Origin of the sequence: Clostridium sulfidigenes, from assembly GCF_000732635.1 — a bacterium.
GTDB lineage: Bacteria > Bacillota > Clostridia > Clostridiales > Clostridiaceae > Clostridium_J > Clostridium_J sulfidigenes.
On record NZ_JPMD01000022.1, the window covers coordinates 1 to 18360 of the forward strand.

General features: G+C 29.3%; 8 protein-coding genes, 1 pseudogene and 1 other annotated feature. Of the genes and pseudogenes, 3 read left to right on the forward strand and 6 right to left on the reverse strand.

Annotated elements, in window-relative coordinates:
• Positions 1 to 298: 298 nt before the first annotated feature.
• Positions 299 to 1298, reverse strand: a pseudogene (gene trpS, locus IO99_RS08865) (tryptophan--tRNA ligase).
• A gap of 67 nt (positions 1299 to 1365) precedes the next feature.
• Positions 1366 to 1596: a binding site (T-box leader), on the reverse strand.
• 268 nt (positions 1597 to 1864) lie between these two features.
• Here trpS and IO99_RS08870 point away from each other — a divergent pair.
• Positions 1865 to 2131 (forward strand): hypothetical protein, encoded by a 267-nt coding sequence (locus tag IO99_RS08870; RefSeq protein ID WP_051824017.1) that lies wholly within the window; start codon positions 1865 to 1867, stop codon positions 2129 to 2131.
• Positions 2132 to 2175: 44 nt separating this feature from the next.
• On the opposite strand, the gene IO99_RS08875 is transcribed toward IO99_RS08870, so the two are convergent.
• The 3 genes from IO99_RS08875 to IO99_RS08880 form a co-directional block, all read right to left on the reverse strand.
• Complete coding sequence (locus IO99_RS08875; RefSeq protein ID WP_051824018.1) at positions 2176 to 9075, reverse strand: GH36-type glycosyl hydrolase domain-containing protein; 6900 nt, start codon at positions 9073 to 9075, stop codon at positions 2176 to 2178.
• On the reverse strand, positions 9035 to 10792 hold the full coding sequence (locus IO99_RS18385) for a hypothetical protein (RefSeq protein WP_051824019.1): 1758 nt from the start codon (positions 10790 to 10792) through the stop codon (positions 9035 to 9037). Before IO99_RS18385 ends, IO99_RS08875 begins: the two co-directional genes overlap by 41 nt.
• A gap of 294 nt (positions 10793 to 11086) precedes the next feature.
• Positions 11087 to 12388 (reverse strand): M18 family aminopeptidase, encoded by a 1302-nt coding sequence (locus IO99_RS08880; protein WP_035132556.1) that lies wholly within the window; start codon positions 12386 to 12388, stop codon positions 11087 to 11089.
• Positions 12389 to 12541: 153 nt separating this feature from the next.
• Between IO99_RS08880 and IO99_RS08885 the strand changes: the two genes are divergently transcribed.
• Both IO99_RS08885 and IO99_RS08890 read left to right on the forward strand, forming a co-directional pair.
• Positions 12542 to 13720, forward strand: coding sequence for a cation diffusion facilitator family transporter (locus IO99_RS08885; protein WP_035132558.1), 1179 nt, complete (start codon positions 12542 to 12544; stop codon positions 13718 to 13720).
• Between the two features lie 75 nt (positions 13721 to 13795).
• Positions 13796 to 14884 carry a PRK06851 family protein gene (locus IO99_RS08890; RefSeq protein ID WP_035132560.1) on the forward strand — a complete coding sequence of 363 codons (1089 nt, stop codon included), beginning with the start codon at positions 13796 to 13798 and terminating at the stop codon, positions 14882 to 14884.
• A 47-nt stretch (positions 14885 to 14931) separates the two neighbouring features.
• On the opposite strand, the gene IO99_RS08895 is transcribed toward IO99_RS08890, so the two are convergent.
• Together IO99_RS08895 and IO99_RS08900 are read right to left on the reverse strand one after the other, a co-directional pair.
• On the reverse strand, positions 14932 to 17052 hold the full coding sequence (locus IO99_RS08895; protein ID WP_035132566.1) for a HelD family protein: 2121 nt from the start codon (positions 17050 to 17052) through the stop codon (positions 14932 to 14934).
• A 127-nt stretch (positions 17053 to 17179) separates the two neighbouring features.
• A complete protein-coding gene (locus IO99_RS08900; RefSeq protein WP_035132568.1) occupies positions 17180 to 18271 on the reverse strand; it encodes a dipeptide epimerase in 1092 nt (363 codons plus the stop codon).
• Positions 18272 to 18360 lie beyond the last annotated feature (89 nt).

The window sequence follows — 18360 nt, forward strand, 5'->3', positions numbered from 1 at the left end:
ATACTATAGATATATTATAATTTAAAAACCTTACAATTTCATTAAGAAATTATTACAATTTATACATTTTTCCTTTATTTCATTTTAACCATATATGATAATCCAATCTTTTGTTCCTTTGAAAAAGAGGATGCTTCTTAAGATTTTACAAAGGATATACATAGACAAGCTCCTACTATCTTAACCATAAATACTGATGTAGTAACAGATATTAACCTCAAAAAAATTAAAAGGTACTTTATATAAACTAATAAATAATAGTTTATATAAAGTACCTTTAGTATTAATACTGATAATATTAATACTGAACTAATCCTATTTTCTTTTGCATCTTTCTTAAAGTCTTTGTAGCTACATAATTTGCCTTTTCTGCCCCAGCTTTGAAGATTTCTTCTAGTTTACCTTTATTATCTAAAAGCTCTTTAACTCTCTTTTGAACTGGTTCAAGCTCCTTAACTACAGCCTCTGCTACATCTAATTTAAATTGGGCATAACCTTGCCCCTTATATCTTTCTTCTATTTCTTCCATAGATATGCCTTCAATAGTGCTTAAAATTGTCATTAAATTTTTAACTCCTGGTTGTTCATCACAGAATTTAACTTCTCCTACACTATCAGTTACAGCTCTGGATATTTTTTTTTCTTATGACTTCTGGTGGATCTAATATTAAGATATATCCATTAGGATTTTCTTCCGACTTAGACATCTTCTTTTCTGGATTTTGAAGGTCCATTATTTTTGCTCCAGCCTTGCCTACGTATGGTTCAGGTATTTTAAATGTTGGACTGTATAATTTATTAAATCTGTCAGCTATATCTCTAGCTAATTCTAAATGCTGTACTTGATCTATTCCAACTGGCACTACATCTGTTTGATATAATAATACATCAGCAGCCATTATAACTGGATAACTAAATAATCCTGCCCCTATACTTTCTCCACTATTTTTAGATTTATCCTTATACTGAGTCATTCTACTTAGTTCTCCCATATAACTATGGCAAGTTAAAAGCCATGCAGCTTCAGAATGAGCTGGTACATGAGATTGTACGAATAGAGTATTTTTTTCTGTATCTATTCCTGCAGCAATATAAATTGCTAGTACTTCTAAAGTTCTCTTTCTAAGTTCAGCTGGTATCTGTCTTACTGTAATTGCATGCAAATCTGCAATAAAGAAATAACATTCATATTCATTTTGTAGTTTCACCCAATTTTTTATAGCTCCTAAATAATTTCCTAGTGTTAAATCCCCAGAAGGCTTAATTCCACTTAACATAACTTTTTTCTTATCTTCCATGTTTTTTCTCCTTTCAATCCGTAAAATTATTCCATTTAATTGTAAATAAAAACCCTATGGAATAAATCCATAGGGCATAAATCACGCGGTACCACCTATTTTGAGATAATAAAACCTCACCTCTTTCAGATACAAACATATCCTAGCTCTATAACGTGAGCATCCGTGCTAGGCTACTTTAAATTCACCCAACATCTCAGCGACCCATTCATATCAAGCATAATTGCGATAATCTCACCATCTATCGCTCTCTGAAAATCTGTTTTTAATACTACTTACTTCGCCTCACCGATCAATTAATAATAAAGTTGTTTAATATTACATTAAAGTTATTATAATTCTAATATTATATTATGTCAATATTAGAAATTGTTATTCTATTTTTTAGTTTATCTATTTTTAACCTTACCATATGATTATTTTTATTTAAATTAGAATTATATAAAAGCCCATAAATTTCTAGTATTTATTTACTGTATTGAAGCAAACTAAACATATTAAATACATTTTAGTATTTTAATATAATTTAAAAATATATCACCACTTACTTTAAGGAGGTATTTTATATGGATTCAAAAAACAATTCTAGTAAGTCTAATGGTGCAAAACCTTATGGTCCTAATGAAAGAGACTTTTTAGATGCTAGTACCAAACCTGTAAAAGCACATTCTCTTGAAGACTATGTACTGCTTCCAAATCATGTTGTAGATCCAATTGTGGCAAACAACATCTCTAATGCAGAATTTGATTATACCTATAACGAGGAATCGGATCTTCTAGGTTTTGAAGATCAACCCTTAGCATCAATAAATAAAAACACTCCAACTAAATAGTAAAAAATATAGGAATTGCTTCAATGGCAATTCCTATATTTTTATTAAATATTTACTTTTACTTCATGTTCTCCATCAGAGGTAACAGGTATTATATCTCCTTCTATAGCATTTCCATCTAAAGTTATGGTAGAATTACCACTTCTAATTACTTTGATATGATATACAGCATTTCCATATACATAGTCTATAGAGTATTCTTTAAAGTCTTTAGGTACACATGGTTTAATTTTAAACCCTTTTCCTTCTATTAATCTAAAGCCCAATATGTGTTCTAATGCGATAGTATACATCCAACCTGAGCTTCCAGTATACCAACTCCATCCGCCTCTTCCTTCATGAGGTTCCACCGAATATATATCTGCAGCCATAACATAAGGCTCTGTCTTAAATACATTTGCTTCCTCTATGTTTAAACTATGATTTATAGGATTTAGCATGGAATATATGTTATATGCTTCTTCTCCTCTTCCTAGTTTTGCAAGAGCTAAAGCTACCCACGCAACTCCATGGGTATATTGTCCTCCATTTTCCCTTACTCCAGGTACATATCCTTTTATATATCCTGGTTTTAAATCTGATTTATCAAAAGGTGGGCTCAATAGTAATATAATTTTTTCTTTAGGCTTTACTAAATATTTTTCTAAAGAACTCATAGCTATATTAGCTCTTTCCTTATCTCCTGCTTCTGATATTACAGACCAACATTGTGATAGGGCATCTATTTTACATTCCTGATTTTCATGAGATCCTAGTGGAGTGCCATCATCAAAGTAAGCACGTTTATACCAACCTCCATCCCATCCATGAATCTCTAGATTTTCTTTAATAAAATCCATAGTCTTAATATATTTTTCATAATTATCCTCATCCCTTTTATATATGCATAGATCCTTAAAATCTTTTAATATAGCATATAGGAACCAGCCAAGCCAGATACTCTCTCCCTTACCCTTATTTCCTACAGTGCTCATTCCATCATTCCAATCTCCACTTCCCATGAGAGGAATATTATGGGAACCAAACTTTAAGCTTCTATTTATAGCTCTTATACAGTGATTGTATAAGGACTCTTTTAAATCTGATTTTGATGATACATTATACCTTTCATCTTCTCCTTCTCTTAAATGCTCATCCTTTAAATATCCAATCTCTTCATCTAAAATCTTATAATCTCCAGTGGTTTTAACATATATACAAGTAACATAAGGTAACCATAATAAATCATCACTAAATCTAGTTCTTATTCCACTATTTACAACTGGATGCCACCAATGTTGCACATCTCCTTCTTCAAATTGTCTAGTAGCACTATAAAGAATTTGATTTCTAGCAATTTCAGGCTGTATATAAATCATTGGAATGGAGTCTTGTAATTGATCTCTAAATCCATAAGCTCCTCCACATTGATAAAATGCTGTTCTTGAAAATAATCTACAACTGATAGTTTCATAAGGAAGCCAACCATTAATCATGAAATCTAAAGCTTTATCCTCTGTTTTTATCTTTATCTTAGTTAAAAGCCTTTCCCAATAGCCTTTTACCATTTCTAACTCTTTCTCAACTCTAGTTATATCTGAAAACTCTTCAAGGGAATTTTGAATTCCTTCAATACTGTCTTCTGCTCCTAAGACAATTACCAGTGATTTTTCTTCATTAGCTCCTAAGCTTAAGTAAACTTTCTCACTGAGTACTGGTTCTAATCCTGAACCACACCTTCCTGATAAGCTTATAGTGTTCTGTTCAGATAAAGAATCCATATATTCTTTACTTACAATAAAATCTCTTTCATCTCCACTAAAACTTTCATTTTTTCCTCCACTTATTTTTAAATAAACATGACTAGATGAAAAATCACTACTATATGGATTGATTCCATATATGTATTTGTTTTCTTTATCTATTACAGTGTAAATCTTCTTATAATTGTTTTCTCTTAAATCTCCTAGACACAATCTTGCAATATAAGTAATTCCTATATTTCTCTCCTTATCTACTAAGTTATTTAAGCTAACCTTAATAAGCTTTGCACTTCTCTCCTTTGAAGGAAATACAGTAATTTCCCCCAGTATTCCACTTTTACAATGAGTAAATTTGGAATATCCAAATCCATGAGTTATTACATACTCTCCTTTATCTCTTATTGGTTCAGGAGTTATTGACCAAAGTTTATCCCCTTCTTCTAGGTATAAAACTTCACTAGGGGTATCTTCAATGAAATCATTATTCCAAGGAGTAATTTTAAATTCTCTACTATTTTTATACCAAGTATAGCTACTACCAGACTCACTTATATTAAATCCAAATCTATTATTATTGGCTATAACATTTATCCAAGGAGCTGGTGTAGACATTCCGTCCTTTAGTATAATTGTATATTCTCCCTCATTATTAAAACCTCCATATCCATTAAAAAAGCTTAACTCTGAAGTTTCTACTTTAGGGATATTACTATCACTATAACTTAAATTAGCTTCTTTTAGTTCACTCATTTCCCATATATACTTTCTTGAGTCATATGGATAATCTTCATTTTTCATGGCTTTTTCAATTTGTTTTAATAAAGGCCCTTCTGATCCATCTACGATTATTGCTGCAATGGAATAAATCAAATTTAAATCTTCTTTAGACATTTTTTCATTATTAATTATAAATATGCCACCTGAAGTATTTTCTCGTCCATTTAAAGAGCTATTCAATATTATTCTTTTTAGTGCATTATCTAGAGGCTTTTCATAGCTTATTTCCTCTTCATTAATGACTACGATATCAAACTTTAATCCCTTTTCTTCTAAATATCCATGGCAATTTATAAGCTGTCTTAAGATATCACTTTCCTTTTCCTTGTTAATAGTTAACAATACAATAGGTAAATCTCCTGAAATTCCGTAGGCCCAGAGATTTCTTTGACTTCTACTTAGATTAATTAAGTTATTTATTCTCTTTGTATAACTAAAGTTATTAAATAATATACTACTTGCAAACCGCTCATAAATAATCCCTTGTGTTGGTTTTATTCCTTTATTAATAAGACTTTCTTCTACACTCAAAGCAGATCTTAGGACACTTTCCTCTAGAATATTAATATCTTGATAATTTCTTGACTTATTTAATACATCCTCCTTAGAGTTTCCTGTAATTGTTATATATTTTATAGATTTGCTTTCACCTTTAGGAATTTTTATTATTCTCTTAATTGCAATTATTGGATCTAATACATTCCCTACATTATTTTTTAAAGGTTCATTTCCTTCTAAAACTATAGGATTTTCTTTTGAATGATTTCTTCCTATAAAACTTAGCCTTGCCGTATCATACTCTGTTTTAAATTCCTCTTCACCTAGTGTACTTTCAAGAGTATATATGTCCCTGTCTTTTTCGCTACGAGGTCTGCGTTTTGCAAGTATTCCACTTAATTCATCTATATACTCTGTAGTAATAAATAAATTCCCAAAAGTAGGATGTGATATATCTCCACTGTATCCTTGTAAAACTACTTCACTATAGCTAATAACTTCTATGATTTTTTCTTCACTACCATTATTTTTTATATCAATAGTTCTAATTTCACAATTATCTTCAGGAATTACTTGAACTATAGTATTTATTTCTAGATCTCTCCAGTATTTTATGAATTCTGCCTTATACAAATAGAAATTAACTTCATATTTATCTCCTTGCTCTTTACAAGGTTCATAGGTAGAAGATGTATATTCATTAGAATTAGTGTCTTTAATATAAAAAAACTTTCCCCAACTACTACGAATCAAATCTTCTTTCCATCTATATACCATTATATTTTTAAACTTAGAGTAGCCACCACCAGCCGTATTTAATAAGATGTTATAATTTTTATTCCCAAGAAGTATGGTTTGGGGATACTTACTTTCTCCAAATTTAAATGTTCTATGGATGGAATATTGCCTTTGCACTTCTTTCACTTCTTGTGAATTATCTTCTTTTCTATCATAGACCACATTCTTACTTATTTTCTCTTGAAGCAATATTTCCACAGCTCTAATCATGGGAATTCTATGAAATCTTCTTTGAATAATATTATTATTCATCACATTATCTAAAGCCAATAAACTCATTCCTAGATGATGTATCATATAACATTTCACTAATTCAAACTTTTTATTTTTTATCCTTTTATCTGTATAATCTATAGCTTCATAAAATCCATATCTTCCATAACATTCAAGTTTTAAGAGACTTCTTATATTTGCCATAGACTTAGGTATATTTTCCATAAGCCCCATAATAGTAGAATATGGTGATACTACTAACTCTTCTTCTAATCCTCTTTTTATACCAATTTTAGGTACACCGAAGGCTTTGTATTGATAGTTTAAATCTACATCAAATTTATAGTAGGCACTTTCTGAAATACCAAAAGGCACCTTCCTCTTATCTCCATATCTTATTTGACCTTCCATTACAGACCTATAAGTTTCATCTAACATAGAATTTCTATAATTTTTCATTAAAATCCTTGGCATAAAGTATTCAAACATGGTTCCACTCCAGCTAGCCAATCCTTTTCTACCATACATTAAAGTTAAGGATCTATTTAAAGCAAACCAATGAGATGTTGGAACTATCCCCTTAGCCACTGCAATAAAACTTGTTGTTCTAGCTTCTGATGCCAATAAGTCATAGTAATTACTACTTAATGATTCATTGTCTACATCATAGCCTATATGAAATAACTTTCTTTCATCATTATACAAAAATTTAAAATCTGTATTATCTATAATTCTGTTTAGTTCAGCTTCAATTTTTGTAAATTGTTTTAATAGTGTACCTACTCTTTCTTTACATAAATCTATATTCTTATTTATTCTTTCTAATTGAAATTCATTTAAATTATTAGATATAAAATTAAACCCTTTTATAATATCATATATATGCCCTAAACTATCATTACTAATAATTCTAATTATATTTTCATACTTGCTTCTAGGTAATAGCTTTATATCATCTATGAATGGAAATAAAAATTTAATTTCACTTAAATAGTCTTTTATATTATCTAATAGTTTTTTATTCCAATAAGCACTATCTATATTTTTTATACCTTCCTGTACAATATCTTCAAAGTTATTTAACATATTATAAAAAGTTAATATATCTTTTCCTTCTCTTTTTATTCTTTCAATAACATTAAGGTACATATATTTTTTTCTTTCATCTTCCAGCTCTTCCATGGCAAGATAAACAGTATCCTCTATGCCCTCAACTCTATTATTAAAGTAAGGTGTGTTTCTTAATTCTTTTAGTGCTTCTTCTATGGTATATAAATAAGATACTAGATTTCCACTATCTACTGTAGAAACATATTTAGGTAATAGAGGACTAAGTGTCTCCACATCATACCAATTATAAAAATGCCCTTTACAGGTTTCTAACCTTTTCAAAGTATCTATGGTTTTACCCAAGTTTTCTATACCTTTAACCGTCCCAATGTACCCCATATCTATAGCAACAATATTGGAAATTAAAGTCATACCAATATTAGTAGGAGAAGTTCTCATAGCTAATCCTCTATATGGTTCTTCCTGATAATTATCCCCGCCAAGATAGTTAGTATCCTCAGTGATAAAGTCTTCAAAATATGCCCAAATCCTTCTAGTTAACCTTTTTAAAACCTTATTATCGTCTTCACTTAATTTTACTGTTTCATCATTAATATTCTGACCTATAATATAAGCTATTATTGGACTAATAACCCATATAATACAACTTGGTATCATTACATAAAAGGTATCCAAGCCACTTCTCCATGCTACCACCATAATACATAAAGCTATTACTATCTCTTGCCACATGTATTTAAAATAACTTATAAAGTCTTTTCCTGAAGACCTTTCTGCTTCCTCAGCCGTTTGCCATTGTAATAAGTTTTTTTTACTTATTATTAATCTGTATAGTGTTCTTATAATAGCATCTACCATTAAATATGCTTTAAAAGGAAGAAAAGCATATATAAAAAATACTTGCTTTAAAGCCATTTGGAAATTCTGAACTTTTCCACTTAGACTTATTCCATTTATAGGCGAAACTATATTTTCTGACATATTAAATAGAATAGGTGTTATTAAAGCAATGAAAGCTGACATATACCACTTATCTATACCATCAGGAAGGATTCCTGCTAAAGAGCAAAGTAATAAAATTAACATAGAAGGAGCCATTAAGCTTCTTCTTAAATTATCTATCATCTTCCACTTAGATAATCTATTTAATTTATTTTTCTTTAATATGTATGGTAATAGTTGCCAATCACCTCTCACCCATCTATGAAGTCTTTTACAACTTGCAATAAAGTTAGAAGGATATCCATCTACTAACTCCACATCTGTAAGCAAAGCCGTTCTTGCCAAAGATCCTTCTAATAAATCATGACTTAGAACTTGATTTTCTTCAATTACTCCATGAGTTACCTTTGTAAATACATCTACATCATATATGGCCTTACCAGTAAAAATACCCTCTCCAAACAAGTCTTGATATACATCAGATATTGCAAATGTATATATATCAATACCTGCTTCTCCTGAGAATACTTTAGAAAAATAAGTTTTATTAGCACTTTCTAAATCTATACCAACTTTAGGTTGTATTACTCCATAACCTCTCCAAACAGTTCCATCTTCCTTTGTATAAGCTCTATTTAACGGGTGAAGCATTGCTCCAATTAAAATCTTTGCTGATTCTCTTGGAAGTATGGTATCTCCGTCTAAAGTTATAACATACTTTACTTTAAAAAGTTTTTCCACACCTTCACTTAAAACACTATAAGTGGTATTTTTATCTCCTCTTATAAACTTATTAAACTCTTCTAGTTTTCCTCTTTTTCGCTCCCAACCTAGCCACTTATTCTCCTTTTCATTAAACCTTCTATGTCTGCATAAAAAGAAAAAAACGACCACTATCTTCATTATACTTTGTATTTAACTTATTAATTTCTTCTAAACAAAATCTAGATATCACTTCGTCTTCTGCTTCTTTTTCTCTATGACTATCTATAAAATCTCCCAAGATAGCAAAATATAGATTTTCATCATTATTTCCTAAATAATAAGTTTCTAAATTACTCATTAAACTTTTAGCTTTCTCTATACTTTCTATTAGAGTAGGAACTACTACACAGGTGATTCCTTCTTTAGGAATTCTATCGGATATATTAATTTTAGGTAATACATTAGGTGTGCTTAAATTAGTAATACTCCAATTTAAGATGGATACCACAACCTCACTGAGCGGTATAATAGTAACTATTCCAGATAAAATATATTTAGATATTGATATATTTGTATCATTTATATAGCTCCAAGTTATAAATCCTCCCGATAGTATGGCTGTAAGAATAACAATAGTTCCTATATAAATACCAACAGCTCTTCCCTTTATCATATTTTTTAACTTTTCAAATCCTTTAAAATCAATATTCAAAATATGATTTAGCTTTTCTCTACCACTATCAGTTAGATAATATCCCACATGATTTTCAAATTCTTTATCATTATTTACTTCTGCACACTGTAGTACTTTTCTAGCAACAAATGTCTCAGAAATTTTATTTTGTCTAGCTATTTTTTCTAAAACATGTCTATAATAGTCCTTGGAATAAAAATCCATAGTACTATAAACCATAGCAGGATCTTTACTTAATATTTCTTCTACTTTATTGCTAATATTAAATACTTCTTCCCAATTTATATTATCTAAATTTCTTAAGCCATTAATGCTACTACTAATGGCTGTAGAATAGATACCATCACTTTTATTAGAATCTATAATAATCTTATCTAAAGTAATTTCATTTTCGCTTAATTTATCTTCTATCCATAAATTTAATTCATCGTAATTTACTCCATTATCTCTTAAAACTCTTATTAATGCATCCGCAAAGTATTCTGTAAACTTAATATTGTTCTCTGATATGAAATCCATAGCTCTCTTCATATTTTCTTCATTATAATACTTAATAATCCTATCAGCTAATCTTTCTCCTCTATGTCTATCATTAGCTTTATCCACTATCAATACTGAGCTTTTTCCTATTATCTCTAAATAGGCTATTTTAAGCATTATAGGTAAAGCCCATAATTCTCCCATGGTTAATATGGTTGTTTCTTGATATCTTTTTAAAAACTTATTAATATTATCCCTAGTTAGCTTATCCCTATAAATTCCCAATATTTCTCTTGATACAGCATAAATTCTAGGATATCCTTTTAATGCTCCACTTTTTAGTATAGGTAGTGATTTTAAATATTTCTTTGATAAATGTTTTTTTATAAATTTATACTCTTTTTCAATAACATAGATATTATCTAATATCCATTGTGTTCCTTTTATCTTGAAATACTCTCTATTTTCATCCACTTTAAACAAATTATGGCACCCCAATATATTATTGAAATGCTTATCTAAATTGGAAATTAAATCATTCCTACTTATTTTTTCAATTTCTCTATGGTCTCTGGCTATATCATCAATAGCATCTTCCAATTTTTCTTTATTTTCTGCTAAAAAACTATTGTCACTAATCTTAATATAGACTCTTCTCTTATTTCTATTTTTGATTACGTACATAAGAAGAACTATACTTAGTATAAGTATTAAATTTACTAAAATAAATATGTGCTCCATGGTGCTATCCCCTTTCAATGATGCTCAACTATTATTATTACCAAATTAACTTAAATCTATAATAGTAAATATTTTTCTATCCTATAGATTAGCTTTCTCCTATAGCTAAATAAAAGCCATCTAAGAAAAGTAACTTAATATCTTACTTATCTTAAATGGCTTCTTTATATATGCTATTGTGAACTACCTTTAGTTAATCCTCTATAACTACCTGGTTGCACATTAAATTTTACTTCTTTCCCATCACTAGTTTCTATAATTGTTCCTTTGTTACAAGGAGTTTCTATAATTATATTATATTTTGTAAAACTCTACAAAGGATTTTGCTACATAACTATGATCCTTAACTCCTGCAAACTCTCTTATAGAATGCATAGCAAGGGTTGGATTTCCAATATCTACAGAACGTATATTCAAATGGGTTGAAGAAATTGGTCCTATGGTTGAACCGCCTCTTAAATCTGAACGATTTACAAACTTTTGTACTGGTACCTCTGCTTTTTTACAAATAGATTCATATACAGCAGAAGAATCTGAATCACTAGTATATGCACAATTCGCATTTATCTTTATAACAGGACCTTTATTTACAATTGGTCTATTAGTCGGATCTGCCTTTTCTGGGCTATTAGGATGAACTGCGTGAGCATTATCTGCCGAAATAATAAAGGATCTGCTAAGTGCTCTAAAGAACTCTTCTCTCCCTTTTCCAAGACAAAGAGCAATTCTTTCTAAAATATTTGCTAACATATCAGAATCGGCTCCTTGTTTTGTAGAGCTTCCAACTTCTTCATTATCAAAACATACCATTACATTTATGCCCTCAGTTATTGGAGCTTCTTTTAGTGCTTCAATTCCAGCATGAACCATTTGAAGGTCATCTAATCTACCTGAAGATATAAATTCATCTTTTAATCCAACAATACATCCCTTTTCAAATTCATAAAGGAATAAATCAAAATCTATAATATCCTCTTTATTTACCTTCATTTCCTCAGCTAATATGTTTATTAATGCATTATCCTTTTCTAATTCTTCAGTTACCATTGCAAGCAGTGGAAGTGTATCTTTTTGTGGATTTAATTCTCCTCCAGAATTGGCTTCCCTATTCATATGAATTGCTAAGCTAGGTATTATTAATATTGGTTTCTTTATGTTAACTAACCTTAACTCTGGATTAAGTAAATTTTCACCTTTTAAAGCAACTCTTCCTGCTACAGCTAGTGGTCTATCCATCCATGTACTTCTTATTAAACCACCATAAACCTCAGTATTTAATTTAATATAATTATTTTCTGATATAATTTCACTATTTGGTTTTATTCTAAATGTAGGTGAATCTGTATGAGCACCTATAATTTTAAATCCGTGGTTCTCAACCTCACCATTACCTACAGTAAATGCAATTAGTGCAGAACCATTTTTAGTAGTATAATATTTACCACCCTTTTCTAATATCCATTTATCCTCTTCCTTTAATTCCTTAAAATCACAACCTTCAAGAGAATCTTTAACATTTTTCACTGCATGAAAAGCAGTAGGGCTTTCATACAAAAAATCTATAAGTTCTTTAGCAAACTTCAATTCTTTTGACATAATTAATCCCCTCCTTAAAACGAAATACTAGTAATAGTATACCAAACTTTTACTACATTTCCTATGAATTTTGTGATTTTCCCTAATTTATAACATGTTCTCGTGTTATACTATAGTTATGAGAAAAAATATATTGATAAAGAGGTGTAATAATTGATTTCTCAAAAGCTTATAACAAAATTTATTAAAAATAGTGAAGATATAAAAAATAAGAAAGTCAGAGAACGTTATGGATATCTTGGTGGAGTTGTTGGTATTTTAGTAAATCTAGTTTTATTTTTAATTAAAATCACTGCTGGACTTTTAGTTAATAGTATTGCTGTAATTGCTGATGCTTTTAATAATCTCTCCGATGTTGGTGCTTCATTGGTAACCATTTTTGGCTTTAAACTTTCAAGTAAACCAGCAGATAAAGAACATCCCTTTGGACATGGAAGAATTGAGTACATTTCTGGTCTTATAGTTGCATTTTTAGTAATATTAGTTGGCTTTGAATTCATAAAAAGCTCTTTTGAGAGAATTAAAAATCCTGTTCCTGTAGAATTTTCACTACTTCCATTTATTCTTTTAATCATATCTATATCATTTAAAGTATGGTTAAGTAGGTTCTATAGAGGTATAGGTAACAAAATAAATTCTTCCGCTCTTAAAGCTTCTTCTGTAGACTCAATAAGTGATGTAATATCTTCTTCTACTGTAGTTATATCACTACTAATCTCAAAATTCACATCACTTCCTATAGACGGATATATTGGTTTAGTTGTTTCCTTAGTAATTCTTTATGCAGGATATAACCTAATTAAAGATACTTTAAACCCATTACTTGGAGTTGCTCCTGATAATGATTTAGTAGAAGATATTCAAAAAATGTTATTATCCTATGAACATATAGATGGTGTTCATGACTTGCTAGTTCATAATTATGGTCCTGGAAGAATAATTGCTTCTATTCACGCTGAAGTTCCTCTTGATATTTCTGTTGTTGCTGCTCATGAGGTTATAGATAGAGCTGAAAAGGAAATTTCTTCTGAACTGGGTATATATCTGCTAATTCATATGGATCCAGTAACTACAAAGGATGAAGAGATTCTTAGTGCAAAAAGAGAATTGGAAGAAGTTTTAAATAAAATTCCTCATATATCTTCTTTTCATGATTTTAGAGTAGTAGGTGAAGGTGACTATAAAAACTTAATATTTGATGTAGTAGTTAAGGATGATTTTATAATAACTAAAGAATCAGAACTTAAATTACAAAAACAAATAAATGAGGAAATTAAGAAAGTTTCTCCAAATCACAACGCAATAATTACCGTAGATGCATCTTTTATCTAATTAATTTGAATTTTCATTAACCATTTTTAACTTATATAATATTATGATAGTGTAGAAATCATTGGAGGATTAATTATGACTGGAATATCCACTCACTATTTTTTAGGTGGCAATACCGGAAAAGGCTTTTACTCTCACTTTAATTATATTATTTCCCAAAAGGATGCAACTAGAATTATTTGCTTAAAGGGAGGTCCTGGTACAGGAAAATCTTCCCTTATGAAAAAAATTGGAAAACACTACATTGATAGAGGATATGATGTAGAATTTCATCATTGTTCTTCTGATAGTGATTCTTTAGATGGAGTTCTAATTAAAGAATTAAAAGTAGCTATGCTTGATGGTACATCTCCCCATATGATAGACCCTATTACTCCTGGTGCTGTAGATGATATAGTAAATATGGGAATATGTCTAAAAGAAGAGAACTTTGAGAACATAAAATTTAACATTCTAGCTGTAAATAAAGAAATTGGAAATTCCTTTAGAAGAGCTTACAGATTTTTTGCTGCGGCTAAATCTATTTATGATGATTGGTATACCTTTAATAATGAAGCTTTAAATCTTTATGAACTTAATATTTTAAAAGAAAATTTGAAGAATAGAATTCTTCCTAATACATTCTCATCACTGGGTAAAAAACGCCACTTATTTGCAACAGGATTTACTCCAAAGGGAGTTATAACTTATATTCATAATATAGTAAAAGACATGTCCAGTGTTTATGTACTTAAAGGCTCTCCTGGAACTGGCAAAACTCGTGTTCTTGAATATATTGCAGATGAAGCTACTCGAAGGGGTCTAGATGTAGAGATTCTACACACGCCACTAAATCCTGAAAAAATTGAACATTTATTAATTCCTGAATTAAAGGTTGCTCTAGTAACATCAAATGAAATTACCAAAATAGAATTTCATGGCGAGGAGTATGATATGGATAGTCTATTAGATGCAAATTATATTGAAAAAAAACAAGATGATATAGACGATGTTTCTTCCATTTTTTACATCCTACTTCAAAAAGGTCTTGATTGTATAAAAATAGCTAAAGATTTACATGATGAATTAGAGGAATTCTATGTTCCTAATATGGATTTTAATAAGGCCGACCAAATATATGAAGAAGTATTAAATAAAATTCAAGGATATGAAGATAGCTTATAATATATTAAAAATAAAAAGTAATAGCACCCTGTGATGCTATTACTTTTTTATTTCTTAATAACTATTAAATTATGAAGTGCTCTTGTACACATTATATACATTAGATTGTCCTTGTATCTTTCTTGGATGTCCTCTTCAATTATAATAGCTCCATCAAATTCTAAGCCTTTTGCATAATAACTAGGCATAATCATAGTTCCCTCAGCAATATGAAGATTCTCTTTATCTATAAGCTTTAATGAAATATCTTCTTTTAACAAATCATATATATACTTAGATTGAGATAAATTTTTAGTTATAATAGCTATATTTTCAAGATTTTTTTTCTTTAAGCTAGTTGCTAGCTCTATAATATATTCTTTTATCTCTTTCTCATCCTTTACTAGTATCTCATTAACAGAATCTCCAGTTCTAACCATAGGTACTATGGAAATATCATCTATATACATATTACTATATTCCATGATTTCTTTCGTTGAACGATAACTTTTATTTAACTTAAACATTTCAACTGAATCCTCACTAAATATATCTTTAATACTACTTAAAGAAGAATTACTTCCAATAGGTATTAATTGCTGATTACTATCTCCAACTATAGTCATAGATTTAGTATTTACAAGTTCTTTTAACACTATAAATTGTAGTGGTGAATAATCTTGAGCCTCGTCGATTACTAAATGTTTAATTTCTCTATTAAGCCTTAAGCCCATAAGTTTAGCTTTTAAGTATAATATAGCAACCAAGTCTTCTTCTGTATATTCTTTATTACCATTAAATTCTTCATATATCTTTTCTATATTTTTTCCATCTAAATAACTTAATGTAGCTTTTACTTCTATTACATCTCTTACTAATTCTCTTATTTCTAACTTTCTTTTGAATTCTAAATCATTTATATGAAGTATTAATTCTTCAGGGGTAAACTCTTTCTTTTTCTCTTTATACCTCATTTCAATAGATCTAAACTCTTCATCTCTCACATCCCTAATTCTAGAGAATAAAATCCTTTTAATTTTTTTGCTTCTTCTAAATAATGGTAGTGAAGTAAAGTCTTTTGTAAACATGGCTTTTATTTCTTCTTTAGTTGCTATAACTTTATCTCTAAAGAAAACCGCATCGTTAAAATAACTATCTTCTTCTAGCTTAATAACAAGTTTATCTAGATCCTCCATAAACCTTAATGATCTCTTATAAATAACTTTTTTCTCAAAATCTTTATCTTTATTAAGAATTCTTTCCATAACATCTTTAGTATCTATAACATCATCTACATCTACTAAATCTAAAGCTAAATCTAAAAATGTAGTTTGGAACACTCCAGTCTCTCCTAAAGTTGGAAGAACATTTGAAATATAATCTATAAATATTCTATTAGGACCTAATATTAAAACCTTATTTTCTAAAAGATTTCTGTAATTGTAAATTAAATAAGCAACTCTATGAAGTGCAATAGTAGTTTTACCACTTCCAGCTACACCATCTACAACTAGTATCTTATTCTTATCTTGTCTTATAATCTCATTTTGTTCTTGTTGTATAGTCATAACTATGTCTTTAAGCTTATCTGAAGAGTTTTTGCTTAATACCATTTGAAGAATATCGTCTTTTATATCGATATTAGAATTGAATAATCCCTCTAATTTACCTCTCTTTATGATATATTGAACCCTTCCTAAAATAGAAGCTGTAATTTCTCCTTCAGGTGAATTATACTGTCCAATAGTTCCTGAATTACTATAAAAAAGTGCTGAAATTGGAGCTCTCCAATCTATAATTAGTGGTTCAAAGGTTTCCTCTAAAGTTACTCCAAACCTTCCAATGTATATATCTTCTATCCCATAATCTTCTTCTCTAAAAGTAACCTTACCAAAATAAGGAGAAGATTTTAACACTGTTAGTTCTTTTAATTTTCTATCAGTGCTTTTAAAATTTTCTTCTTTTACGTAGTTTTCATGATCAAAATACTCTATTATCTTATCTTCATCGTCTTTAAATTCTTCTAAAACATTTTTTCTGTATTCTAATATGGCATTGGTTATATGCTTCCTTTTCTCTATACACTTAAGAATTTCATCATTTATTATTTTTATAACATGTTCTAATCTTTCTTCTTCTATGGCAACCTCTAACTGTTTCTTTAATTGGTCTTTAAGATCATTTGACATAAAACCACTTCCTTTATTAGATTCTTATAATGAATTTTCATAGTAACTTATTATAAGTTCTATATATTAATCTTAAACCCTTTCATCTATGCAAAATTAGTATAATATATAGATGGATAAAGTTTACTTATACTATTTCTTCCCAACCTCTTATATCAGTAATTCCAAGGCCAGGTTCATCGGACAAAGTGATTTTATTTCCTTCAAAGATTGCTCCTCCAACTATAGGGTCCTCTGCAAAGTATATCATTGTATCTAAATCTGCTGTTATCATATTTCCTCTTGAAGCTGCAAAGCTTGCTGCTGCTGTGATTCCAATTTTGCTCTCTAACATACAACCAACCATACACCTTATACCCATAGTATCTGCCATATTGTAAATTCTTATGGCATTTTGTATTCCTCCACATTTCATCAGTTTTATATTGATTAAGTCACAAGCTCTATTCTGAATTACCTTAAAGGCCTCTGGGGATCCAAACACTGATTCGTCAGCTAAAATCATAGTATCCACATTATCTTTAATAAATTTTAATCCTTCGATATCCCAACCTTTAACTGGTTGTTCTACAAACTCTATATCTAAATCTAATTGCTCTATCTTCTTAATTATCTTTATTGCATCTTTAGGTGACCAGCCTTGATTACCATCAACTCTTACTTTTATTCCTTTTCTAATAGCACGTCTAATAAATTTCACTTTTTCAAAGTCTGATTCTACATTATTTCCAAGCTTTATCTTTATATTAGTATAGCCATCTCTAGTAGCTTCATAGGCTGCATTTATCATATTTTCCATCTTATCATCATCTTGTATAGTTATATCTGTAAGTACCGTTGAATTAAATCCTCCTAATAACTTATACAAAGGAGTATTTACTCCTTTACTCCAAAGATCATATATAGCAATTTCTACAGCTGCTTTTGCGCTATTATTTCCTTTAATGCATTCATCCATAACTTTAAAAATGCATTGAAGACACGTAAGATCCATTCCCTTAATAAATGTAGTAATATGTTTAATAGCACCTACAATTGAACTTTCTGTCTCCCCTGTCACTCTTGGTGCTGGAGCTGCACTTCCTATCCCCACATCTCCATTTTCCGTAAAAATCTTTACAACTACTTCGTTAGAATAATTATAAACTCCGTTTTTAGTTACGAATGGTTTTTTTAATGGCATTGTAATTCTACCAACTTTAACATCTGCAATAATCATCTTTATACCCCTACTACTTATAAATTTATATTTTTAATATTATTAATCTATCCGAATTTTATTCATATAAAATATGCTTAAAATAAAAT

Coding starts and splice junctions, on each gene's coding strand:
- IO99_RS08870 (WP_051824017.1), top strand. CDS start 1,865: ATGGATTCAAAAAACAATTCTAGTAAGTCTAATGGTGCAAAACCTTAT.
- IO99_RS08875 (WP_051824018.1), bottom strand. CDS start 9,075: ATGAAGATAGTGGTCGTTTTTTTCTTTTTATGCAGACATAGAAGGTTT.
- IO99_RS18385 (WP_051824019.1), bottom strand. CDS start 10,792: ATGGAGCACATATTTATTTTAGTAAATTTAATACTTATACTAAGTATA.
- IO99_RS08880 (WP_035132556.1), bottom strand. CDS start 12,388: ATGTCAAAAGAATTGAAGTTTGCTAAAGAACTTATAGATTTTTTGTAT.
- IO99_RS08890 (WP_035132560.1), top strand. CDS start 13,796: ATGACTGGAATATCCACTCACTATTTTTTAGGTGGCAATACCGGAAAA.
- IO99_RS08895 (WP_035132566.1), bottom strand. CDS start 17,052: ATGTCAAATGATCTTAAAGACCAATTAAAGAAACAGTTAGAGGTTGCC.
- IO99_RS08900 (WP_035132568.1), bottom strand. CDS start 18,271: ATGATTATTGCAGATGTTAAAGTTGGTAGAATTACAATGCCATTAAAA.